Origin of the sequence: Micromonospora sp. CPCC 205554, from assembly GCF_036902745.1 — a bacterium.
GTDB classification, from domain to species: domain Bacteria; phylum Actinomycetota; class Actinomycetes; order Mycobacteriales; family Micromonosporaceae; genus Micromonospora; species Micromonospora tulbaghiae.
This window is the reverse complement of record NZ_JBAKHP010000002.1, coordinates 190,060-212,132: the sequence shown is the minus strand read 5'-3', so window position 1 is coordinate 212,132 and position 22,073 is coordinate 190,060. Positions and strand designations below refer to the sequence as shown.

At 73.9% G+C, this 22,073-nt stretch carries 20 protein-coding genes; 16 read left to right on the top strand and 4 right to left on the bottom strand.

Going from position 1 to position 22,073, the window contains the following annotated elements:
- Positions 1–504: 504 nt before the first annotated feature.
- Together V6U82_RS04005 and V6U82_RS04000 are read left to right on the top strand one after the other, a co-directional pair.
- Entirely contained in the window at positions 505–1,014 is a 510-nt protein-coding gene (locus V6U82_RS04005) for an adenylate kinase (RefSeq protein WP_240322302.1), read from the top strand.
- Between the two features lie 47 nt (positions 1,015–1,061).
- The gene (locus V6U82_RS04000; protein ID WP_318332949.1) at positions 1,062–2,384 is read left to right on the top strand and encodes an MATE family efflux transporter; all 1,323 of its coding nucleotides are present in this window, start codon (positions 1,062–1,064) and stop codon (positions 2,382–2,384) included.
- Between the two features lie 7 nt (positions 2,385–2,391).
- Here V6U82_RS04000 and V6U82_RS03995 read toward each other — a convergent pair whose 3' ends face one another.
- On the bottom strand, positions 2,392–3,333 hold the full coding sequence (locus V6U82_RS03995) for a hypothetical protein (RefSeq protein ID WP_114919687.1): 942 nt from the start codon (positions 3,331–3,333) through the stop codon (positions 2,392–2,394).
- The gene (locus V6U82_RS03990) at positions 3,327–4,331 is read right to left on the bottom strand and encodes a hypothetical protein (RefSeq protein ID WP_114919688.1); all 1,005 of its coding nucleotides are present in this window, start codon (positions 4,329–4,331) and stop codon (positions 3,327–3,329) included. The genes V6U82_RS03995 and V6U82_RS03990 overlap by 7 nt, the downstream gene beginning before the upstream one ends.
- 109 nt (positions 4,332–4,440) lie before the next feature.
- On the opposite strand from V6U82_RS03990, the gene truB reads away from it, so the two are divergent.
- From truB to V6U82_RS03955, 7 genes are all read left to right on the top strand, one after another.
- The gene (gene truB, locus V6U82_RS03985; protein ID WP_128137571.1) at positions 4,441–5,325 is read left to right on the top strand and encodes a tRNA pseudouridine(55) synthase TruB; all 885 of its coding nucleotides are present in this window, start codon (positions 4,441–4,443) and stop codon (positions 5,323–5,325) included.
- 31 nt (positions 5,326–5,356) lie between these two features.
- Complete coding sequence (locus V6U82_RS03980; protein WP_018785906.1) at positions 5,357–6,283, top strand: bifunctional riboflavin kinase/FAD synthetase; 927 nt, start codon at positions 5,357–5,359, stop codon at positions 6,281–6,283.
- Between the two features lie 182 nt (positions 6,284–6,465).
- Entirely contained in the window at positions 6,466–6,735 is a 270-nt protein-coding gene (gene rpsO / locus V6U82_RS03975; RefSeq protein WP_013284678.1) for a 30S ribosomal protein S15, read from the top strand.
- Between the two features lie 219 nt (positions 6,736–6,954).
- Complete coding sequence (locus V6U82_RS03970) at positions 6,955–9,321, top strand: polyribonucleotide nucleotidyltransferase (protein WP_334459257.1); 2,367 nt, start codon at positions 6,955–6,957, stop codon at positions 9,319–9,321.
- A 121-nt stretch (positions 9,322–9,442) separates the two neighbouring features.
- On the top strand, positions 9,443–10,810 hold the full coding sequence (locus V6U82_RS03965) for a M16 family metallopeptidase (RefSeq protein WP_114919690.1): 1,368 nt from the start codon (positions 9,443–9,445) through the stop codon (positions 10,808–10,810).
- 81 nt (positions 10,811–10,891) lie between these two features.
- A complete protein-coding gene (dapB, locus tag V6U82_RS03960) occupies positions 10,892–11,653 on the top strand; it encodes a 4-hydroxy-tetrahydrodipicolinate reductase (RefSeq protein WP_334459255.1) in 762 nt (253 codons plus the stop codon).
- A gap of 75 nt (positions 11,654–11,728) precedes the next feature.
- Positions 11,729–12,196 (top strand): GNAT family N-acetyltransferase, encoded by a 468-nt coding sequence (locus tag V6U82_RS03955; RefSeq protein WP_128138566.1) that lies wholly within the window; start codon positions 11,729–11,731, stop codon positions 12,194–12,196.
- An 84-nt stretch (positions 12,197–12,280) separates the two neighbouring features.
- Here V6U82_RS03955 and V6U82_RS03950 read toward each other — a convergent pair whose 3' ends face one another.
- Positions 12,281–12,874: a GNAT family N-acetyltransferase gene (locus V6U82_RS03950; RefSeq protein ID WP_128138567.1), complete on the bottom strand. Its 594-nt coding sequence runs from the start codon at positions 12,872–12,874 to the stop codon at positions 12,281–12,283.
- A gap of 35 nt (positions 12,875–12,909) precedes the next feature.
- On the opposite strand from V6U82_RS03950, the gene V6U82_RS03945 reads away from it, so the two are divergent.
- On the top strand, positions 12,910–14,214 hold the full coding sequence (locus V6U82_RS03945; protein ID WP_334459252.1) for a glycosyltransferase family 87 protein: 1,305 nt from the start codon (positions 12,910–12,912) through the stop codon (positions 14,212–14,214).
- On the opposite strand, the gene V6U82_RS03940 is transcribed toward V6U82_RS03945, so the two are convergent.
- Complete coding sequence (locus V6U82_RS03940) at positions 14,119–14,664, bottom strand: GNAT family N-acetyltransferase (protein WP_114919695.1); 546 nt, start codon at positions 14,662–14,664, stop codon at positions 14,119–14,121. The genes V6U82_RS03945 and V6U82_RS03940 overlap by 96 nt on opposite strands.
- Before the next feature lie 97 nt (positions 14,665–14,761).
- Between V6U82_RS03940 and V6U82_RS03935 the strand changes: the two genes are divergently transcribed.
- The 6 genes from V6U82_RS03935 to V6U82_RS03910 all read left to right on the top strand — a co-directional run bounded on the left by V6U82_RS03935 (position 14,762) and on the right by V6U82_RS03910 (position 22,003).
- Positions 14,762–15,991, top strand: a complete 1,230-nt coding sequence (locus V6U82_RS03935; protein ID WP_334459250.1) for a winged helix-turn-helix domain-containing protein — start codon at positions 14,762–14,764, stop codon at positions 15,989–15,991.
- A 4-nt stretch (positions 15,992–15,995) separates the two neighbouring features.
- Positions 15,996–16,661 carry a DUF2752 domain-containing protein gene (locus V6U82_RS03930; protein WP_334459248.1) on the top strand — a complete coding sequence of 222 codons (666 nt, stop codon included), beginning with the start codon at positions 15,996–15,998 and terminating at the stop codon, positions 16,659–16,661.
- A gap of 160 nt (positions 16,662–16,821) precedes the next feature.
- Positions 16,822–17,559: an FAD-dependent thymidylate synthase gene (thyX, locus tag V6U82_RS03925; protein WP_128138493.1), complete on the top strand. Its 738-nt coding sequence runs from the start codon at positions 16,822–16,824 to the stop codon at positions 17,557–17,559.
- A gap of 52 nt (positions 17,560–17,611) precedes the next feature.
- On the top strand, positions 17,612–18,538 hold the full coding sequence (dapA, locus tag V6U82_RS03920; protein WP_334459247.1) for a 4-hydroxy-tetrahydrodipicolinate synthase: 927 nt from the start codon (positions 17,612–17,614) through the stop codon (positions 18,536–18,538).
- 51 nt (positions 18,539–18,589) lie between these two features.
- Positions 18,590–20,278 carry a ribonuclease J gene (locus tag V6U82_RS03915; protein ID WP_120571099.1) on the top strand — a complete coding sequence of 563 codons (1,689 nt, stop codon included), beginning with the start codon at positions 18,590–18,592 and terminating at the stop codon, positions 20,276–20,278.
- A 174-nt stretch (positions 20,279–20,452) separates the two neighbouring features.
- Entirely contained in the window at positions 20,453–22,003 is a 1,551-nt protein-coding gene (locus V6U82_RS03910) for a S1 family peptidase (protein WP_334459246.1), read from the top strand.
- Positions 22,004–22,073: the final 70 nt, after the last annotated feature.

The following is a 22,073-nucleotide window of genomic DNA, read 5'->3' as shown; positions in this document are numbered from 1 at the left end:
GGGAACAGTGGGCAGTATCTGGAAAGTGAACGTTAATTTGGGTGCGGGACCGGCGCTTCGCGGCGCTGGTCACGGGCGGTGGTGCCGCACCCGGCTTCGCCTCCCTCCAGGGTCAGACCGACCCGGGCTCCCGCTGCCAGGCGAGCCGCTCCGGTGATCCCGGACCGCTGCCGGGCGCTCAGCCGCCGACGACTCCCGGTCGCGGCGCGACCCGTCGTCGCGCCGAGCCGGAGCGCCGGGCGCCCGTAGGACCGCCACGTCCCGGCGGTCCGCACCCTGGAAGGACCTCACATGCCCAGCAAGCGCAAGCCGCAGACCGAGACCACCACCGACGAGGCGCGCGAGCAGATGCGCCGCGCGCTGCAGACCTCGATGGACACCCGTCAGTGACGTACGCCGTCCGGCGGTGACGCCGGCCGGGCCCGCGGACCACACCCCGGCCCGACGCCGACGTCACCGCCGCTCGGGGCACATCGCCGCCCCGCACGCCGCTACCGTCGCCCGGTGCGACGCATCCTCGTGGTCGGCAGCTCCGGCGCCGGCAAGAGCACGCTCGCCGGTGAACTGGCCCGGCGACTCGACCTTCCCCTGATCCACCTCGACCGGCACTACTGGCGCCCCGGCTGGACCGCCTCCGCCCCGGCTGACTTCCGCGCCGAGGTGGCCGCGCTCGCCGCCCGCCCGGCCTGGGTGATGGACGGCAACTACGCGAGCACGCTCGACCTGCGGCTGCCCCGCGCCGACCTGCTGGTGCTCTGCGACACCTCCCGGCTGCGCTGCCTGGTCCGGATCGTCCGCCGCCGGTGGGCACATCGCGCCGCGCCCCGCCCCGACCGGCCCGAGGGCTGCCCGGAGCGGCTCGATCTCGACTTCCTGCCCTACGTCTGGCGTTACCCCCGCGACTCCCGGCCCCGGGTGCTGGCCGCGCTGTCGGAGCACGCCCCCGGGCTGCCGGTGCGCCGCCTGCGCGGGCGCCGTGACACGGACCGGTTCCTGGCCGACGTTAGTAAGTAGTCCCCTGCCTTGCGGACCTTACCGAGGGCGTGCCAGGATCGGCGGCGATGAGCACCACTGCCGCCCCCGCCGTCACCGCCTCGCCGCGGCGGATCGCCGCGCTCGCGCTGCCCGCCCTCGTGGTGCTGGCCGCCGAGCCGCTCTACGTCCTGGTCGACACCGCGGTGGTCGGTCACCTCGGCCGGGTGCCGCTGGCCGCGCTCGCCGTCGGCGGCACGGTCATGACACTCACCGCCTGGGTCGGCACCGTCGTCGCGTACGGCACCACGGGCCGCTCGGCCCGCCGGTTCGGGGCGGGGGACCGGGCCGCCGCGGTCGCCGAGGGCGTCCAGGCGTCCTGGCTCGCGCTCGCCACCGGAGTGCTGGTGGCGGTCGCCATCGGCATCGGCGGCGGCGCGTTGGCGCGTACCCTCGTCGGCGGCCCCGGCGAGGTGGCCGACGCCGCCGCCGGATGGCTGCGGATCGCGGCGCTCGGCGCGCCCGGCCTGCTCCTCGCCGCCGCCGGCAACGGCTGGCTGCGCGGCATCCAGGACACCCGCCGCCCGCTGCTGTTCGTGCTCGGCCCGAACCTGCTCTCCGCGGTGCTCTGCCCGCTGCTGGTCTATCCGGCCGGGCTCGGCCTGGTCGGCTCGGCGGTGGCGAACGCGATCGCGCAGACGCTCTCCGGGGTGCTGTTCGCGGCGGCGCTCGTGCGCGAGCGGGTCTCGCTGCGGCCCCGGCCCCGGATGATCGGGCAGCAGCTCGTGCTCAGCCGGGACCTGCTCGTGCGGGGCGTCGCGTTCCAGGCCAGCTTCCTGTCCGCCACAGCCGTCGCGGCCCGCTTCGGCGCCGCCGCGGTCGGCGCGCACCAGATCGCCGTACAACTGTGGTTCTTCACCGCGCTGGTGCTCGACGCGCTGGCCATCGCCGCGCAGTCGCTGGTCGGCGCCGCGCTCGGCGCCGGCGACGCAGCCGGCGCGCGGTTCCTGGCCCGCCGCGTCGCGCTGCTCGGCGGCCTGTGCGGCGTGGCCTTCGCGGTGCTCATCGCCGCCGGCGCCGGCGTGGTGCCGTCGTGGTTCAGCTCCGATCCGCAGGTACGCGAGCAGGCCATGACGGCCTGGCCCTGGTTCGTCGCGCTCCAGCCGATCGGCGGCGTGGTGTTCGCGCTCGACGGGGTGCTGATCGGCGCGGGCGACGTGCGCTACCTGCGCAACCTCACGATCGTGTGTGCGTTCGGCGGGTTCCTGCCGGCGATCTGGCTGGCCTACGGGTTCGACCTCGGGCTGGGCGGGATCTGGGCCGGGCTGACGCTGTTCGTGGTGCTGCGGCTGGTCGGCCTGCTGCTGCGGATGCGCTCGGGCGCGTGGGCGGTGGTCGGCGCGGTCCGCTGACCGCTCGTCAACAGGAGACCGGCAGCTCGATCGGGTGCTCCGGGTCGTACAGCGCGTCGGGGTCCTCGGGGGAGCCGATGCCGGCCGGGTCCAGGCCGCCGGGGCGGATCAGGCCGAGCTTCACGGCGTCGCAGTCCACGCCCGACCCGTAGCTCGACATCCGGTGCAACCAGAGCCCCCGGTCCGCCCGTGCCACGTCGTCGGCGTGCGGCAGCCGCCAGACGATCTCGTCGTGCAGCACGACCACCGAGTGGCCGGATCGGGAGCCGAGGTCGCGGAACCCGTAGACCCAGACGAAGTTGCTGGTCACCTCCAGCATCCGTACGCCGTCGGCCTGCCGGACGGCGCGGTAGGTGAACCGGCCCTTCGTCCGCGGCTGGTCCGGGGTGAGCCGGGCGTCCGGGGCCAGCCGGGTCGCGTACGTGGCGATCGTCTCGGTGGACCAGTCCTTCCGCACCGACTCCCGGGCAGCCGGCGCGACGTGACGCAGCAGCGGGGCCGGGCTACCGCCGGTCATGAACGCGCGGTCCAGGCGGGCGGTCAGCATGGCGGCGCGGACCCGGGCCAGCCCGGCGGACACCTCGGCGCCGGTGAAGCCGCCGGTCGGCCGGGCCGGTGGCAGCACGATCCCGGCCGCCCCCGCCGGCCAGTCCGCCGCCGGCGTTCCGGCGAAGACGTCCGGTGAGGCCGTCGGTCCCGCGGTCGCCGGAGCGCCGGTGACCGCGGGGGACGGCGCGGCTGCCGGACGCCGGAGCTGCCGGTGGCCGTAACCGGCGGCACCGGCCGCGGCGGCCAGCAGCAGCACCACGCCGAGCGCGGCCATCAGCCGGCGGGCGCGCCGCCGGCACCAGATCCGCAGGCGTACGGCGAGACTCGGCCGGATCTCCCGCTCCAACCGGTCCAGCCAGTCGGGGTAGCCGTCCCGCTCGGATCCCCTCGGGCTCAGCACGGGTCCGCGACCTTCAGCGAGCGGTCCAGGTCGTACACGGCGTCCGGGTCTTCCCCGGCGCTGCCGGCGTTCCCGTAGGTCGGCGTGATCTCCAGCTCCAGGAGGCCCTTGCTCAGACCGGCGCACTCCACGTTCGTCACGTAGGAGTTCGCGTCCCGCATCCACAGACCTCGGGAGCCGGTGACGACGTCCGCCGGGAGGGGCACCTCCCAGATCACTGTGTCGTGCACCAGGATGACGTCCGAGACCGACGGGGCGCGGGTGCTCCGGGCGGCGTAGACCCAGACGAAGTTGCTGGTGATCTCCAGTACGCGGATGTCGTACGCATCGCGGGTCGCGCGGTACGAGATCCGCCCCTGCACCCGGGGCGGGTCGTTCGTCAACCGGGTGCCGGGCCCGAGCCGGGTGGCGTAGTTGGCGGCGCCGCCGGCCGTGAAGTCCTTCCGGATGCTGGCGCGGGTGTCCGGGGCGAACTGGCGCACCAGCCGATCCGGGCTCTTCGCCGTGAAGAACGTACGGTCCAGCCGGCCGGTGACCAGGGCCTTGCGTACCTTGGCCAGACCGTCGGCCACCTGCTTCTCGGTGAACGGGCCGGTCCGCTTGGCCCGGGGCAGCGCGATCCCCGCCGCACCCTCGGGGAAGCCGGCCGCGGGGGTGCCGTCGAACGGGCCGGCGGCCGGCGGGGGCGACGCGGAGCTGACCGCCTGCTCGCCGCTCGGCGGGCTCGTCGTCGGGTATGCCGTCGAGATCTCGCGCCAGCGCTGGAAGCCCTGGTAGCCGAGGCCGCCGACGAGCCCGAAGAACGCGAGCAGCACCAGCACGAGTACGCCGCCGAGCAGCTTGCCGGAGTGCCCGCCGAGCGCGATCCGCAGGCGGTCCGCCCGGCCGGGCGGCACCTCGGGCGCCGGCTGACGCAGCCAGTCGGGCACCCGTCCCAGCTCGTCCTCCGGCGGTCGGCCGGCGGCGTAGGGGTCGGGGGCGGAGCGGTGATCGGTCATCGGACTTCCCGGGCGGACGGGGCGGGGGCGCACGATCTTGACACCCCGCCGAAGCAGGGCGGTATCCCCCGCAGGGAGGACTCGGCGCCGTCTGGCAGGCTTGGCGGTCGTGAGCACAGACGGTCTGATCGTGGTCGACAAGCCCGGCGGCATGACGTCGCACGACGTCGTGGCCCGCATCCGGCGGCTGGCGCGTACCCGCCGCGTCGGCCACGGCGGCACGCTCGACCCGATGGCCACCGGCGTCCTGGTGATCGGGGTCGGCCGGGCGACCCGGCTGCTCACGTACGTGATCGGCGCCGGCAAGAGCTACGCCGCGACGATCCGGCTGGGACAGTCGACGGTCACGGACGACGCCGAGGGCGAGGTGGTCGCGACCACACCGGCCGGCGCGGTCACCGACGACGGGGTACGCGCCGCGCTGGCCGCCCTCACCGGCGAGATCGACCAGGTGCCGAGCGCGGTCAGCGCCATCAAGATCGACGGACAGCGGGCGTACAAGCGGGTCCGCGACGGCGAGACGGTCGAACTGCCCGCCCGGCGGGTCACCGTGTCGCGGCTGGACGTGCGCGCGATCCGCCGGGACGTCCCGGACGTGGTGGACGTGGACGTGGACGTGACCTGCTCGTCCGGGACGTACATCCGGGCGCTGGCCCGCGACGCGGGCGCGGCCCTCGGCGTCGGCGGTCACCTCACCGCGCTGCGCCGCACCGCGGTGGGCGGGTTCACGCTGGCCGAGGCGGCCACGCTCGACCAGCTCGAGGAGCGCGCGCCGGACGTGGTGAACCTGCCGCTGGACGCCGCCGCCGCGCGGTTCTTCCCGCGCCGGGACGCCACCGCCGACGAGACCCGGGTGCTGTCCCACGGCGGGCCGCTGACCCCGGCCGGGATCACCGGGCCGTACGCCGTCTTCGACCCGGCGGGCGGGCTGATCGCTATCGTCAGCGAGCGGGACGGTCGGGCCCGCGCGGAGATCGTGCTCGCCCCGGCCTGAACGGCGCGCGGGCGGACAGGGGAGGAACGGCATGCAGCGGTGGCGGGGGTACGAGGCGGCACCCGGCGGCTGGGGACGCTCGGTGGTCACCATCGGCGTCTTCGACGGCGTGCACCGGGGGCACCAGGCCACCATCGGGCACGCCGTGGCGCGCGCCCGGGAGCTGGGCGTCAAGTCGGTGGTGGTGACGTTCGACCCGCACCCGGCCGAGGTGGTGCGCCCCGGCTCGCACCCGGCGGTGCTGACCGAGCCGGCGCGCAAGGCCGAGCTGATCGAGGCGCTCGGCGTGGACGTGCTCTGCGTGGTGCCGTTCACTGTCGAGTTCTCCCGGCTGCCACCCGAGGCGTTCGTGCACGACGTGCTGGTCGCGCACCTGCACGCCGCGCTGGTGGTGGTCGGCGACAACTTCCGCTTCGGGCACCGGGCGGCCGGTGACGTGCCGCTGCTGGAGCGGCTGGGCCGTACCTTCGGGTTCGCGGTCGAGGGCGCGCCGCTGGTCGCCGAGGCGGGGACGGTCTTCTCCTCCACGTACATCCGGTCCTGCGTCGACGCGGGCGACGTGGGCGCGGCGGCGGCGGCGCTCGGCCGCCCGCACCGGGTCGAGGGCGTGGTGGTCCGCGGCGACCAGCGCGGACGTGAGCTGGGTTACCCCACCGCCAACCTGCTGACCCACAGGTACGCGGCGGTGCCGGCCGACGGCGTCTACGCGGCCCGCCTGGTACGCCGCGACGGCGAACCGCTGGCGGCGGCCGTGTCGATCGGCACCAACCCGACGTTCTCCGGCCGGGAGCGGCGGGTGGAGGCGTACGCGCTGGACTTCACCGGCGACCTGTACGGCGAGCGACTCGCCCTGGACTTCGTGGCGCACCTGCGTGAGCAGCGGACATACGACGCGATCGAACCGCTGGTGGCCCAGATCGCCGAGGACGTGGAGCGCACCCGCCGGGCGGTGCTCTGACCCGCGCGGGGCGACCTTGACCGGCCGTCCGGCCCGAGGGCTGGTAGGCTGACGAAGACGTCGGCTGACCGACGGGGGCCTCGCGTGCCTGCACGACGCCGCGGGTGCGAGGAACCGGTCCGTTGCACCGGTCACCACGACCGCTCCGGACCTCATCGAATGACCCACGAAACAGGGAGAACATGGCGCTCGACCAGGAAGCCAAGGCCAAGATCCGCCAGGAGTACGCGACCGCCGAGGGCGACACCGGCTCGCCCGAGGTGCAGGTCGCGGTCCTGACCAAGCGGATCGCGGAGCTCACCGAGCACCTGAAGGTGCACAAGCACGACCACCACAGCCGCCGTGGGCTGCTGCTGCTGGTCGGCCGGCGCCGCCGGCTGCTCAACTACGTCCAGAAGAAGGACATCAACCGCTACCGGTCGCTCATCGAGCGGCTCGGCCTGCGCCGATGACCTGACGGGGGAGTGGCCGCCTGGCCGCTCCCCCGTTGCAGTACCACCGAAGAACCCGGCCGCGCGACACCCGAGAGGGAGCCGGTCAGCACCGGTCTCCGGTAGTGGCCCCCGGGAATCCCGGCACGACGCCGGCCATCCCGGGCGCTTCGATCGAAGACCGGCCGCCTGAGCAGTTCCCGTGTCGTCGGCCGACGACGCGAAGGAGCACCACAGCACATGACCGAGACCAACCTCGGCACCGAATCCCGCACCGCGGTGATCGACAACGGGGCCTTCGGCACCCGCGAGATCACCTTCTCCACCGGCCGCCTGGCCCGTCAGGCCGCCGGCTCCGTCGTCGCCCAGCTCGGCGAGACGGTCGTCCTCTCCGCCACCACCGCCGGCAAGCAGCCGCGCGAGTCGTTCGACTTCTTCCCGCTGACGGTGGACGTCGAGGAGCGGATGTACGCCGCGGGCCGGATCCCCGGCTCGTTCTTCCGCCGCGAGGGCCGGCCCAGCGAGGACGCCATCCTCACCTGCCGGCTGATCGACCGGCCGCTGCGCCCGTCGTTCGTCAAGGGCCTGCGCAACGAGGTCCAGGTCGTCGAGACCGTGCTGGCGCTCGACCCGCAGCACCCGTACGACGTGGTGGCGATCAACGCCGCGTCGATGTCGACCAAGCTCTCCGGCCTGCCGTTCTCCGGCCCGATCGGCGCGACCCGGGTCGCGCACGTCGACGGCCAGTGGGTGGCCTTCCCGACCCTGGAGGAGCTGGAGCGGGCCACCTTCGACATGGTCGTGGCCGGCCGCACCCTGCCGGACGGCGAGGTCGCGATCATGATGGTCGAGGCCGAGGCCACCCCGAACGCGGTGACCCTGATCTCGGGCGGCGCCACGGCGCCGACCGAGGAGATCGTGGCCAGCGGTCTGGAGGCCGCCAAGCCGGCCATCCGCGAGCTGTGCCGGGCGCAGAGCGAGCTGGCCGAGGTGGCCGCCAAGCCGGTCGCCGAGTTCCCGATCTTCCTGGACTACCAGGACGACGCGTACGACGCGGTGGCCGAGGTGGCCCGCGCCGACGTCGCCGAGGCGCTGAAGATCGCCGGCAAGGCCGACCGCGAGGAGGCCCTGGACCGGATCAAGGCCAAGGTCGCCGAGGAGCTGACCGGCCGGTTCGAGGGCCGCGAGAAGGAGCTCTCCGCCGCGTTCCGTTCGCTGACCAAGTCCGAGGTCCGCAACCGGGTGCTGCGTGAGCAGGTCCGCATCGACGGCCGCGGCCCGCGTGACATCCGCCCGCTGACCGCCGAGGTCGGCGTGCTGCCGCGGGTGCACGGCTCGGCGCTGTTCGAGCGCGGCGAGACCCAGATCCTGGGCGTCACCACGCTGAACATGCTGCGCATGGAGCAGATGGTGGACACGCTGTCCCCGGAGAACCGCAAGCGCTACATGCACAACTACAACTTCCCGCCGTACTCGACCGGTGAGACCGGCCGGGTCGGCTCGCCGAAGCGGCGCGAGATCGGTCACGGCGCGCTCGCCGAGCGGGCGCTGATCCCGGTGCTGCCCTCGCGCGAGGAGTTCCCGTACGCCATCCGGCAGGTCTCCGAGGCGCTCGGCTCCAACGGCTCCACCTCGATGGGTTCGGTCTGCGCCTCGACGCTGGGCCTGCTCTCGGCCGGTGTGCCGCTGAAGGCGCCGGTCGCCGGCATCGCCATGGGCCTCATCTCCGACGAGGTCGACGGCAAGACCCAGTACGTGACGCTGACCGACATCCTCGGCGCCGAGGACGCGTTCGGCGACATGGACTTCAAGGTCGCCGGCACCCGTGACTTCGTCACCGCGCTCCAGCTCGACACCAAGCTGGACGGCATCCCGTCGGACGTGCTGGCCGCCGCGCTCCAGCAGGCGCACGAGGCCCGGCAGACCATCCTCGACGTGATGCAGCGGGCGATCGAGGCGCCGGCCGAGATGTCGGACTACGCGCCGCGGGTGACCACTGTGAAGATCCCGGTCGACAAGATCGGCATGGTGATCGGCCCGAAGGGCCAGACCATCAACGCGATCCAGGACGAGACCGGCGCCGAGATCTCCATCGAGGACGACGGCACGATCTACGTCGGCGCGACCAACGGGCCGGCGGCCCAGGCCGCGGTGGACCGGATCAACGGGATCGCCAACCCGACGCTGCCCAAGGTCGGGGAGCGGTTCCTCGGCACCGTGGTGAAGACCGCCGCGTTCGGCGCCTTCATCTCGCTGCTGCCGGGCCGCGACGGCCTGCTGCACATCTCCAAGGTGGGCGACGGCAAGCGGGTCGAGAAGGTCGAGGACTTCCTCAACGTCGGCGACAAGGTCGAGGTGGAGATCGCGGACATCGACGCCCGCGGCAAGATCTACCTGGACAAGATCCGTCCGGAGGGTGCCGAGGCGCCGGCCGAGGGCGGGGCCGGCGGCGGCGACCGTCCGTCGGGCCGGGACCGCGGCGGCGACCGTGGCCCGCGTGACCGGGGTGACCGTGGCGAGCGCCGCTCCGAGGGTGGCGAGCGCCGCTCCGAGGGTGGCGAGGGCGGCGGCGAGTCCCGTCCGCGCCGCCGGACCCGGCACAGCTGATCCACCGACCGGCCCGGGTGACGTCCGCGTCACCCGGGCCGGCCCACGGCTCCAGGTCGCCTGCGCGAACTGGAGCCGTCGTACGTCCCGCCGTTCCTCGTCATCCGGAGAGCAGGTTCTCGTGAGTTCGTCAGTCGCCTCGACGGGACGGGGGGTGGCGTCGACCGGTTCGGCGGCCCGCGCGGTCACCCGGACGCTCAGCGACGACCCGCTCGGCGGTACCGTCCGCCGTACCGTGCTGCCCAGCGGGCTGCGCGTGCTCACCGAGGCGATCCCGGCGATGCGCAGCGTGTCGTTCGGCATCTGGGTGGCGGTCGGCTCGCGCGACGAGACCGGCTCGCAGGCCGGCGCCGCGCACTTCCTGGAGCACCTGCTGTTCAAGGGCACCAACAAGCGCAGCGCGCTGGAGATCTCGGCGCAGATCGAGGCCGTGGGCGGCGAGACCAACGCCTTCACCACGAAGGAATACACCTGTTACTACGCGCGGGTGCTGGACGAGGACCTGCCGCTCGCCATCGACGTCATGTGCGACCTGGTCGCCGACTCGGTGCTGGCCGCCGCCGACGTGGAGACCGAACGCGGCGTCATCCTCGAAGAGATCGCCATGCACGACGACGAGCCCGGCGACGAGGTGCACGACCTGTTCGCCCGCGCCGTCTACGGCGACCACCCGCTGGGCCGGCTCATCTCCGGCACCGAGGAGACCGTCACGCCGATGACCCGGCGGCAGATCCAGGGCTTCTACCGCCGCCGCTACACGGCGCCGCAGATCGTGATCGCCGCCGCCGGGAACCTCGACCACACCGCCGTGGTCAAGCTGGTCCGGCAGGCGCTGCGCGGCACCCCGCTGGACACCGACCCGGCGTCGCCGGCGCCGCACCGCCGGGCCACCCCGACGGTACGCACGAAGCCGGCCACCACGCTCGTCGAGCCGAAGGAGACCGAGCAGGCGCACGTCATCCTCGGCTGCCCGGGGATCGACCGCACCGACGACCGGCGGTTCGCCCTCGGCGTGCTGAACAACGTGCTCGGCGGCGGCATGTCCAGCCGGCTGTTCCAGGAGATCCGGGAGCAGCGCGGCCTGGCGTACTCGGTCTACTCCTACGCCAGCCAGTACGCCGACAGCGGCGTGTTCGCCGTCTACGCGGGCTGCGCGCCGGGCAAGGTGGACGAGGTGCTGGACCTGACCCGCGCGGAGCTGGCGCGGGTCGCCGCCGAGGGAATCACCGAGGCCGAGCTGGCCCGGGGCAAGGGGATGAGCAAGGGCTCGTTCGTGCTCGGGCTGGAGGACACCGGCTCGCGGATGAGCCGGCTCGCCAAGGGCGAGCTGCTCTACGGCAACCTGATGCCGGTGGACGACCTGCTGGCCCGGGTGGACGCGGTGACGCTCGCGGACGTGAACACGCTCGCCGCCGAGCTGCTCGGCCGGCCGATGTCGCTCGCCGTGGTCGGTCCGTTCGACGAGGGCAGCTTCACCGTCGGCCGCTGAGCGGCGGTCCGGTCAGCCGGACGCCGGGCGGCGGTGCGGTCCGCCGGACCGCGCCGTGCGGGCTGGGATAGGTTGTGGCCCGTGACTGAGCAGCAGAACACGGTGGCCCGGGTCGGTGTGCTGGGCGCCCGGGGCCGGATGGGCATGGAGGTCTGCAAGGCGGTCGACTCCGCCGCCGACCTGGAGCTGGTCGCTGCCGTCGACCAGGGCGACGACCTGGACGCGGTGGCGCAGGCGGGTGCCGGTGTGGTCGTCGACTTCACCACCCCCGACGCGGTCATGGACAACCTGCGCTGGTGCGTCGAGAACGGCGTGCACGCGGTGGTCGGCACCACCGGCTTCACCGAGCAGCGGCTCGCCGAGGTGCGGGACCGGCTCGCCGACCGGCCCGGCGTGGGCGTGGTGATCGCCCCCAACTTCGGCATCGGCGCGGTGCTGATGATGCAGTTCGCGGCGCGCGCCGCCCGGTACTTCGAGTCGGTCGAGATCGTCGAGCAGCACCACCCGCGCAAGCTGGACGCGCCGAGCGGCACCGCCACCCACACCGCCCGCCTGATCGCCGCGGCCCGCGCCGACGCCGGCCTGGGGCCCGCGCCGGACGCCACCCGCGACGAGGTGGCCGGCGCCCGCGGCGCCGACATCGACGGGGTACGCGTGCACGCGGTACGCGCCACCGGCCTGGTCGCCCACCAGGAGGTGCTGTTCGGCACCACCGGTGAGACGCTCACCATCCGGCACGACTCGTACGACCGGGTGTCGTTCATGCCCGGCGTGCTGCTCGCGGTCCGCGAGGTGGGTCGCCGGCCCGGTCTCACCGTCGGCCTGGACGCCCTGCTCGACTGACCCTCGCGCGGGCTTCTCCGGCCCGCCGCCGGAAACCGTTTTGCCTGGTCGGCAGCGTAGACCTAGGCTTCTTTCATGATCGATTCCGGACATTCCGACCGCACCGGCCGCCGGGTGACGCTGCGCCCGGTGGACGACGACAACTGGCGGGCGGTGGCCGACGTCGCGCCGCACGACGACCAGCGTGCCTTCGTGGCCGCGCTGGCCGCCCGCTACCTGCTTCTCACCGAGCGCTCGGACGTCTGGAACTCGCTGGCGGTCTACGCCGGCGAGACGGTCGTCGGACACGTCATGTGGGGAGTGGACGACGACGGTTCACGCTGGATCGGCGGCATGGTGATCGACGCCGCCGAGCAGGGCCGGGGACTGGGCCGCGCCACCGTACGGACGCTCGCGGACTGGCTCGCCGAGGCGGGCGAGCCGATCCGCCTGAGCTACCACCCCGACAACAAGCCCGCCGCCGCCCTCTACACGTCTCTGGGTTTCCACCCCACCGGCGCCATGGAGGACGACGAGTTGGTAGCCGAACTCCGCCCCGCCTGACCGGCGGGGTGGGGTGGCGGTCCTGCCCCGTGCCGGGACCGCCGGCCCACCCACGCGAGGGTGGACCGGCGGCGGGGCTGGAACTCATCGGTCGGCTGAGGAAATCTCCTCTGCGGTCTCCGGGACCGCCACGTGGAGGCGGACCTGGGGGACCAGCATGTCGTCCACGTCCAGCGCGCGGGCCGCCCCGTCCGGCTCCCAGCCGGTCGAGCCGAGGAACTTCCGGGTCGCCGCGTCGGCGTCGAACGCCCACGCCACCGCCCGGGTCAGACCGTCGGCGCGCCAGTGGTCGACAGCCGCGGCGAGCAGCCGGCTGCCGTGCCCGCGCCGCCCCCACCGGGGCTCGACCAGCAGATCCGTGACCGCCGCGACGTCCGAGCCGAGCGCCTCGGCCGGCTCGTCGGGGGCGAGCGCGTCGGCATCGGCCGGACCGGAGGCGACGAACCCCACCAGATAGGATTGCGCCGCCTGTTCGACGGCGACCAGCACCCGGTGCGCGCCCGAGGGCGGCTCCTGCACCGCCGCGCCCCACCGCCGCGCGAGGTACGCCTCGTCGAGGTTGTCGAGCACGTGCCGTGGCAGGATCCGGCGGTACGCGACCCGCCAGGTCGCGAGCTGGATGCGTGCGATCTCGCCGGCGTCCTCGGGACGCGCGGGCCGGACGTAGCCTGCAGCCATGGCACGTGAGCCTACGCAGGGCGAGGAGGGTGACGGTGGCGCAGGGTGCCGGGCGGACGATCACGCAGGTCGTCGCCGTGGCGGCGCTCGCCGCGGCGGTCACCGTGTTCCTCTCCGTGGCGGCGGTGCGGCACGGCTTCTTCGACCTCCAGGTCTACTACGGCGCGCTGACGTACTGGGCGCGTGACGGCGGCGAGATCTACGACTTCCTGCGCCCCGGCACGCAGTACGGCTTCACCTACCCGCCGTTCGCCGCGCTGGTGATGCTGCCGATGGCGTACCTGCCGTGGAGCGCGGCGATCGTGGTGAGCGTGACCGCGACGGTGCTGGCGAGCGCCGTGGTGATCTGGCGTCTGCTGGACCCGGTGGCCCGCCGGTCCGGCTGGACCCGCTGGTTCGCGCTCGCGGTCGCGCTCTGCCTGGCCGCCGCGTACGAGCCGATGCGCGAGACGGTCAACTTCGGCCAGGTCAACATGCTGCTGCTGTTCCTGGTGGCGATGGACCTGCTGTGGCTGCTGCCGGCGCGTAGCCGCTGGGCGGGCGTGGGCATCGGCCTGGCCACCGCGATCAAGCTGACGCCGGGCATCTTCATCGTCTACCTGCTGGTCACCGGCCGCTGGCGGGCCGCGCTGACCACTGTCGGCACGGCCGCCGTCGCCACGCTGGTGGCCGCCGGTCTCTTCCCGGACGCCTCCCGGGAGTTCTGGACCGAGGCGCTGTGGAACACCGACCGGGTCGGTGAGCTGGCGTTCGTCTCCAACCAGTCGCTGCGCGGGGTGGTGGCCCGGCTCGACCCGCAGCACCCGAGCACGATCGCCTGGCTGGTGCTCGTACTCCTGACGCTCGTGGTGTGGGGGTGGCGGTCGCGGGCGGCGGTGGCCGCCGGCGACGAGGCCACCGGCCTGGCCCTCACCGGCGCCGTGATGTGCCTGGTCAGCCCGGTGACCTGGGTGCACCACCTGGTCTGGCTGCTGCCCGGGCTGATCCTGCTCGTCGACAACGGCATGGCGGCGCCCGCCCGCAGCCGCCGGCGTCGTCTGCTGCTGGCCGCCGCGTTGATCGGGTACGCGCTGCTGTGCAGCCGGATCGTCTGGTCCTGGGAGAAGGACTTCACCGGCGTGGACGGTTTCCTCGGCAGCAACACGTACGTGTGGATCAGCCTGGCGTTGCTGCTCGGGTTGCCGATCCGCCGCCGGCTCACGCCCGCCGGCGGTGAGCGGCGCGACGGGGACGCTCCGGCCGGGTCAGCTTCCGGCGGTGTACCGCAGCTCGCGGAGCAGGATCGGGGCGAGGCCGCCGGACAGCGGCACCGCGTAGGTGGACTCCTCGCCGTCCGGTGAGTGCCCGGCCCGCTCGTAGAAGCGGCGGGCGCGGGCGTTGTCGGCGAGCACCCAGAGCCGGTACCCCGTCCAGCCCCGCTCGGCCAGGCCGTCGCGGGCCGCCGCGAGCAGCGTCCGGGCGGCGCCCGAGCCCCAGTGCGCCGGCTCCAGGTAGATCGCCAGCAACTCGCCGTGCGCCGGGTCGAGGTCGCCGCGGTCCTGGTTGTTCCGGTACGGCCCGAACGTGGTGAACCCGACGATCGTGCCGCCGTCCTCGGCGACGAGCGTGGTGAACGGGTGTTCCGGGTCGGCGGTGCCGAGGTCGCGGCGGCGCTGCGCCCAGGCGCGCGGGTTCAGCCGGCTCAGCACCTCCTCGGGCATGATCCCGGCGTAACCGGCCTGCCAGCCGTGGACGTGCACCCGGGCGATCGCCTCGGCGTCGTCCGGTTCCTCCCGGCGAATGGTGAGCACCTGTCCGTTCTATGCCCCGGCGGGCGATCGGTCCAGCCGCCGCTCCCGGCCCGGCGCGTCCACGTGATGTCGTACCGCTGGATTAGGGTCGCCGACGATGGCCGTACCGGAATCGCTCTCCCTCGCCCAGGCCCGCCGGATCGCCCTGGCCGCCCAGGGCTTCGCCGACCCGGCGCCCACCGGCGTGCCCACCCGGCGGCACCTGCGCCGGGTGCTCGACCGGGTCGGGCTGATCCAGATGGACTCGGTGAACGTGCTCCAGCGGGCGCACTACCTGCCGCTCTACAGCCGCCTCGGGCCGTACCCGACCGCGCTGCTGGACACCGCCGCCTACCGCCGCCCGCGTGAGCTGTTCGAATACTGGGCGCACGAGGCGTCGCTGGTGCCGGTGGGGCTGCACCCGGCGTTGCGCTGGCGGATGGCCAAGGCCCGCGACGAGGCGTGGGGCGGGATGCGCCGGATCGCCGAGGAGCAGCCCGAGCTGGTCGCCTGGGTCCGCGACGAGGTGGCCGCGCGAGGGCCGCTGACCGCGGCCGAGATCGAGCACGACGCGCCACGGGAGACCGGCAACTGGGGCTGGAACTGGTCGGCCGTGAAGCGGGCCCTGGAATTCCTGTTCTGGGCCGGCGAGGTCACCGCCGCCGACCGCACCAACTCGTTCGCCCGCCGCTACGACCTGCCCGAGCGGGTGCTCCCGGCCGCCGTGCTGGACGCGCCCACCCCGAGCGACGCCGAGGCGCACCGGTCGCTCGTGTCGATCGCCGCCCGCTGCCTCGGCGTGGCCGCCGAACCGGAGCTGCGCGACTACTTCCGGCTGCCGGTCGCCGGGGCGCGGCGGGCGGTGGCCGAGCTGGTCGAGGCGGGCGAGCTGACCCCGGTCACGGTGCAGGGCTGGCGGCACCCCGCCTACCTGCACGCCGACGCCCGCCTGCCCCGCTGGGTACGCGGCAACACGCTGGTCAGCCCGTTCGACCCGCTGGTCTGGGAGCGGGCGCGCACCGAGCGGCTGTTCGGCTTCACCTACCGGATCGAGATCTACGTGCCCGCGCCCCAGCGGGTCTACGGCTACTACGTGCTGCCGTTCCGCCAGGGCGAGCGGTTCACCGCCCGCGTCGACCTGAAGGCCGACCGGAAGGCCGGGGCGCTGCTGGTGCCGGCCGCCTGGGTCGAGCCGGGCGCGGACCCGGGGGAGACCGCCGTGGCGCTCGCCGCCGAGCTGTACCGGCTCGCCGGCTGGCTCGGCCTGGACGCGGTCGCCCCGCCCGCCGCGGGCGACCTGGCGGGGCCGCTGGCCGCCGCGCTGGTGGGCGTGGCCGGTGTACGGTGAGCGCGTGACGAGCGTTGACCGGCCTGCCACCGCGCCCGACCCGCACCCCGAGCCGCACCCGCACGGGCACGCGCAGCCGGAGGCCGGGCCGCAGGGCGAGGCGCACGCTTACGCGTACGCCGGGCAGCCGTCGCACGCCGAGACGCACGCGCACGCCGGTCCGCACGCTCCCGCCGGAGCGCCGTGGCCGGGGGGTTACCCGGCGACGTACCAGCCGGTCGAGGCCGACCGGTTCACCCGGACGGTGATGCGCCTGCACGCCCGCGCCCCGCGCTGGGCGGTGCCGCTGGCCGCGCTCGGCTGCGTCGGCATCGGCGTCGCGTACGCGCTGGTCAGCGACCCGACCCGGAGCGACCCGGACGCCGCGCCGACCTGCCTGCTCAAGCTCACGACCGGGCTGGACTGCCCGGGTTGCGGCGGCACCCGCGCGCTCTGGTACGTGCTGCACGCCGACCTGCCCGCCGCGGCCCGTCACCACTTCCTGTTCGTCTTCGCGCTGCCGTTCCTGGCCTGGCTCTTCGTGGCCTGGGCCGGCAACCGGGCGTTCGGCTGGAAGCTGCCCGAGATCCAGTTCAGCCCCAAGGTCGTCGGCATGTTCCTGGCTGCCTGGGCGGTCTTCTCAGTGGCCCGAAATCTTCCCTGGGCCCCCTTCACCTCGCTCTACGTCTGACCGGAGGCGAGCCCTCGCGAGATCTTGGTACGAAACGGCCCCCAGAGGGGCGCTTTCCTACCAAGATCTCCTCGCGGCAGGCCGGACCGCCGACGGCTGCGGCTGCGTGCCCGATTTCCACGGCGACGGCGCGGCCACTACAGTCGCAGGAATGCCGGAGATGGTTCAGCCCCAGGTCAAGTTGATCGCGTGGACCCAGTTCCAGGCGCCCGAAGAGGTGCCCTGGTCCACCGACGCCGACGGCGGGCAGGCGCTCGCCGAGTTCGCCGGCCGGGCCTGCTACCAGAGCTGGAAGAAGCCGAACCCGGCCACCGCCACCAACGCCGGTTACCTGTCGCACATCCTGGAGGTCGGCCACCTGAGCGTGCTGGAGCACGGCTCGGTGAGCTTCTACTTCAGCGGCGTCTCCCGCTCGTTCACGCACGAGCTGATCCGGCACCGGCACTTCTCCTACTCGCAGCTCTCCCAGCGCTACGTGCCGGAGCGGGACGCGGCGATGGTCGAGCCGTCGGTGATCGCCGACGACCCGGAGCTGCACAAGAAGTTCGTCGAGGCCACCGACGCGGCGGTGCGGGCGTACACCGAGTTGCTGGAGGGGCTGGAGGCCCGCTTCACCGACGAGCCCAACCCGACGCTGCGCCGCAAGCAGGCCCGCCAGGCGGCCCGGGCGGTGCTGCCGAACGCCACCGAGACACGGATCGTGGTGACCGGCAACTACCGGGCCTGGCGGCACTTCGTCAAGATGCGCGCCACCGAGCACGCCGACGTGGAGATCCGCGAGCTGGCGGTGGAGTGCCTGCGCCAGCTCAAGGGTGTCGCGCCGAACGTCTTCGCCGACTTCGAGATCTCCACGCTGCCCGACGGCACCGAGGTGGCAGCGTCGCCGCACGCCGAGTGACTCGTCGCCCTTCGCCGCCGGGCCACCGGCGGCCGTCCGCTAGGTTGTGAGCATGACGCACGACCACTCCGCCGCCCCGAGCCGGGGCGCGTCGCGCCCGTTCGGGCGAGTGATGACGGCCATGGTGACCCCGTTCACGCCGGACGGCGGCCTGGACCTCGACGGCGCCGCCGCGCTGGCCGAATATCTCGTCGACCAGCAGGGCAACGACGCGCTGGTGCTCAACGGCACCACCGGCGAGTCCCCGACCACCACGGAGGCGGAGAAGGAGTCGCTGATCCGTGCCGTGGCCGAGGCGGTCGGCGACCGGGCCCGGATCGTCGCCGGTGTGGGCACCAACGACACCCGGCACACCGTCGAGCTGGCCACGCAGGCCGAGAAGGCCGGCGCGCACGGCCTGCTGGTGGTCACGCCGTACTACAACAAGCCGCCGCAGGCCGGGCTGCTGCGTCACTTCACCACCGTCGCGGACGCTACCGGTCTGCCGGTCATGCTCTACGACATCCCGCACCGGTCCGGGGTCGCGATCGCCACCGAGACGCTGGTGAAGCTGGCCGAGCACGGCCGGATCGTCGCGGTGAAGGACGCCAAGGGCGACCTGTTCGCCACCTCGGAGGTGCTCAGCCGCACCGACCTGGCCTACTACAGCGGCGAGGACGCGCTCACCCTGCCGATGCTGTCCATCGGCGCGGTGGGCGTGGTCGGCACCTCCACCCACTTCACCGGCGCGCTGACCAAGCAGATGATCGAGGCGTTCGAGGCGGGCGACAACGCCCGGGCGCTCGCCCTGCACCGGCAGTTGCTGCCGCTCTACACCGGCATCTTCCGCACCCAGGGCACGATCCTGGTCAAGGCCGGCCTGGGGGCGCAGGGTCGCCCGGCCGGTCCGGTGCGGCTGCCGCTCGTCGACGCCACCGGTGACGAACTGGCCCAGCTGCGCGCCGACTGCGCCGCGGCGGGCCTGCCCCTGCCCGAATGAATCAACGACACGACGGACGCCGCGCGACGGCGTCGCAGAATGAGGTGACGCGTGACCGAGGCGCACATCGAGGGTGAACTGCCCCCGCCGCTGCCCGAGGGCGGCCTGCGGATCATCCCGCTCGGCGGACTCGGCGCCATCGGCCGGAACATGACCGTCTTCGAGTACGACGGCAAGCTGCTCATCGTCGACTGCGGGGTGCTGTTCCCCGACGTCGAGCAGCCGGGCGTGGACCTGATCCTGCCCGACTTCGGCCCGATCCTGGACCGGCTGGCCGACGTGCAGGCGATCGTGCTCACGCACGGCCACGAGGACCACATCGGCGCGGTGCCGTACCTGCTCGCCCACAAGCCGGACATTCCGCTCGTCGGTTCCCAGTTCACGCTCGCGCTCGTCGAGGCGAAGCTGGCCGAGCGGCGGATCCAGCCGTACACGCTGACCGTGCGGGAGGGCGGCCGGGAACGGCTGGGCCCGTTCGAGTGCGAGTTCTTCGCGGTGAACCACTCGATCCCCGACGCGCTGGCCGTGGCCATCCGTACCCCGGCCGGCCTGGTGCTGCACACCGGCGACTTCAAGATGGACCAGCTTCCGCTCGACGGGCGGATCACCGACCTGGCCGGGTTCGCCCGGCTCGGCGCCGAGGGCGTCGACCTGCTGCTGTCCGACTCGACGAACGCGGAGATCCCCGGGTTCGTCACGCCGGAGCGGGAGATCGGCCCGGTCCTCGACTCGATCTTCGCGAAGGCCAAGGGGCGGATCATCGTCGCCTCGTTCGCCTCGCACGTGCACCGGGTGCAGCAGGTCTTCGACTCGGCCGTCGAGCACGGCCGCAAGGTGGCGCTGATCGGCCGGTCCATGGTCCGCAACATGGGCATCGCCCGCGACCTGGGCCTGCTCAACATCCCGCCCGGCCTGGTGGTCGGGATCGAGGAGGCCACGAACCTGCCGCCCGAGCAGATCGTGCTGATGTCCACCGGTTCGCAGGGCGAGCCGATGAGCGCGCTGGGCCGGATGGCCAGCGGCGACCACCGGCACATCACCATCGCGCCCGGCGACACTGTGGTGCTGGCGTCGTCGCTGGTGCCCGGCAACGAGACCTCGGTCTACCGGGTGATCAACCGGCTGGCCCGGGCCGGCGCCGTGGTGGTGCACAAGGACGTCGCCAAGGTGCACGTCTCCGGCCACGCGCCGGCCGGCGAGCTGCTCTACCTGCTCAACGTCGTACGCCCGAGCAACCTCATGCCGGTGCACGGCGAGTGGCGGCACCTGCGGGCGCACGCCCGGCTCGGCATCGAGTCCGGCGTCGCACCGGACCGGGTCGTGCTCTGCGAGGACGGCGACGTGGTCGACCTGGTCGAGGGCCGCGCCAGCCTGGTCGGCCGGGTCAAGAGCCGGTACGTCTACGTCGACGGTCTCGCCGTCGGCGACGTCAGCGAGTCGCTGCTCACCGAGCGCCGGATCCTCGGCGACGGCGGTTTCATCGCCGCGACAGTCGTCGTCGACTCGGTCACCGGCAAGGTGGTCGCCGGGCCGACCGTCTCGGCGAAGGGCTTCTCCGAGGACCCGGCCGCGTTCAACCCGGTGGTTCCGCTGGTCACCGAGGCGCTGAACCGGGCCGCTGCGGACGGCATCACCGACCCGCACCAGCTCCAGCAGATCGTCCGCCGCACGGTGGGCCGCTGGGTCAACGACGCGTACCGCCGTCGGCCCATGATCGTCCCGACCGTCGTCGAGGTCTGACCCGACCGCGCCGCGCGCCGGTCCACCGTCCGCGGTGGGCCGGCGCCGTCGCTTTCCGGGTACGCCCCGACACGGCGCGTCGAAACATGCCGCCCGTACTCATCCGATCGGCGCCCGTCTCCGTACCTCCCGACGGCCGGCGTGCCCCTGCGCCGGTCGGGAGGAGCGTGGCGGATGGACCGCAGACGGATGACAGCCATCGGCGTACTGGTGGCGGCGGCCGGGTTGACGGCGGCGGTGACCGTACCGTCGTTCGCCGGTGAGGAACCCCGGCGGGCCGCGCCGGCGGCCGACGGCGTCGCCCCGGAGGTCCTGGACGCGATGGGCCGCGACCTCGCGCTGACCCGCGACCAGGCGGTGAAGCGGCTGCGGACCGAGCGGTGGGCGGCCGGCACCGTCACCCGGCTGCGCGGCGAACTCGGCGCGGGCTACGGCGGGAGCTGGCTCAGCGAGGACGGTGCCACGCTCACCGTGGCGGTGGCCGACCCGGCCGGCGAGGCGCGGGTACGCGCGGCGGGCGCGGTCCCGAAGCGGGTCGCCCGGGGCGTCGGCGAGCTGGACGCGGTCAAGAGCCGGCTGGACGCGGCGGGTGCCGACGCCAGCCCGGACGTCGCCGGCTGGTACGTCGACGTGGCCGACAACGCGGTGGTCGTGATCGCCCGGCCGGGCGCGGAGGCCGACGGCCGCCGGTTCGCCGCCGCCGCCGGGTCGAAGGCCACCATGGTCCGGGTGCGGACCGCCGACGAGGCCCCCCGTCCGCTGTTCGACGTGCGGGGCGGCGACGCCTACCTGATCAACAACGCCGGCCGCTGCTCGGTCGGCTTCTCCGTCGTCGGCGGGTTCGTCACCGCCGGGCACTGCGGCCGGCCGGGGGACCGCACCACCGGATCCAACCGGGTCGCCCAGGGCACGTTCGCCGCCTCCTCGTTCCCCGGCGACGACTGGGCGTTCGTGCGGGTCAACGCCGACTGGACGCCGCAGGGCGTGGTGACCGACTTCAACGACGGCGGCACGGTGGCCGTGAACGGCTCCACCGAGGCGCCGGTCGGTGCCTCGATCTGCCGGTCCGGCTCCACCACCGGCACCCGGTGCGGCCTGATCCAGGCGAAGAACGCCACTGTCAACTACCCGGAGGGGACGGTCACCGGGCTGACCCGGACGAACGTCTGCGCCGAGCCGGGCGACTCCGGCGGCGCGTGGCTCTCCGGCGACCAGGCGCAGGGCGTCACCTCCGGCGGCTCCGGCGACTGCACCCGGGGCGGCACCACGTTCTTCCAGCCGGTCAACGAGATCCTCCAGCGCAACAACCTGACGCTGGTGACCGCCGGCGACCAGCCGGCGCCCACCCAGCCTCCGGCGGGCGGCGGCGAGACCACCCCGCCCGCGACCGCCGAGCCGACCCCGCCGGCCGGCGACACCGAGTGCTCCGGCCAGGTGAGCCGGACCGGCCGGATCGCCGCCGGACGGACCCAGGTCCAGCCGGACGGGCGCTTCTTCCGGGTGCCCGACGGCACCCAGGAGGCGTGCCTGTCCGCGCCGGACGGCGCCCGCGTGGTGCTGGAACTGCAACGCTTCACCGGCGGCGCGTTCCGCACCGTGGCCCGCGCGGCCACCGCCGACGGCACGGCCCGGCTGACCGCCCAGACCTCGGCCGGCGCCTACCGGTACCGCGTCGTCGGGTTGTCCGGCTCCGGCGAGTACACGCTGGCGTTCTCCGCCCGCTGAGCGCCGCACCCAGACCCGCGGCCCCCGATCACCACCGCCCGGTGGTCGGGGGCCGCGCCGCGTCGGCGGC

What these genes read in the sequence shown, in the direction of transcription:
- V6U82_RS03910 (WP_334459246.1), top strand. Translation starts at nt 20,453, where the DNA reads ATGGACCGCAGACGGATGACAGCCATCGGCGTACTGGTGGCGGCGGCC.
- V6U82_RS03990 (WP_114919688.1), bottom strand. Translation starts at nt 4,331, where the DNA reads ATGACCGATCACCGCTCCGCCCCCGACCCCTACGCCGCCGGCCGACCG.
- dapA (WP_334459247.1), top strand. Translation starts at nt 17,612, where the DNA reads ATGACGCACGACCACTCCGCCGCCCCGAGCCGGGGCGCGTCGCGCCCG.
- V6U82_RS04000 (WP_318332949.1), top strand. Translation starts at nt 1,062, where the DNA reads ATGAGCACCACTGCCGCCCCCGCCGTCACCGCCTCGCCGCGGCGGATC.
- V6U82_RS03935 (WP_334459250.1), top strand. Translation starts at nt 14,762, where the DNA reads ATGGCCGTACCGGAATCGCTCTCCCTCGCCCAGGCCCGCCGGATCGCC.
- V6U82_RS03950 (WP_128138567.1), bottom strand. Translation starts at nt 12,874, where the DNA reads ATGGCTGCAGGCTACGTCCGGCCCGCGCGTCCCGAGGACGCCGGCGAG.
- V6U82_RS03970 (WP_334459257.1), top strand. Translation starts at nt 6,955, where the DNA reads ATGACCGAGACCAACCTCGGCACCGAATCCCGCACCGCGGTGATCGAC.
- rpsO (WP_013284678.1), top strand. Translation starts at nt 6,466, where the DNA reads ATGGCGCTCGACCAGGAAGCCAAGGCCAAGATCCGCCAGGAGTACGCG.
- V6U82_RS03955 (WP_128138566.1), top strand. Translation starts at nt 11,729, where the DNA reads ATGATCGATTCCGGACATTCCGACCGCACCGGCCGCCGGGTGACGCTG.
- thyX (WP_128138493.1), top strand. Translation starts at nt 16,822, where the DNA reads ATGGTTCAGCCCCAGGTCAAGTTGATCGCGTGGACCCAGTTCCAGGCG.
- V6U82_RS03980 (WP_018785906.1), top strand. Translation starts at nt 5,357, where the DNA reads ATGCAGCGGTGGCGGGGGTACGAGGCGGCACCCGGCGGCTGGGGACGC.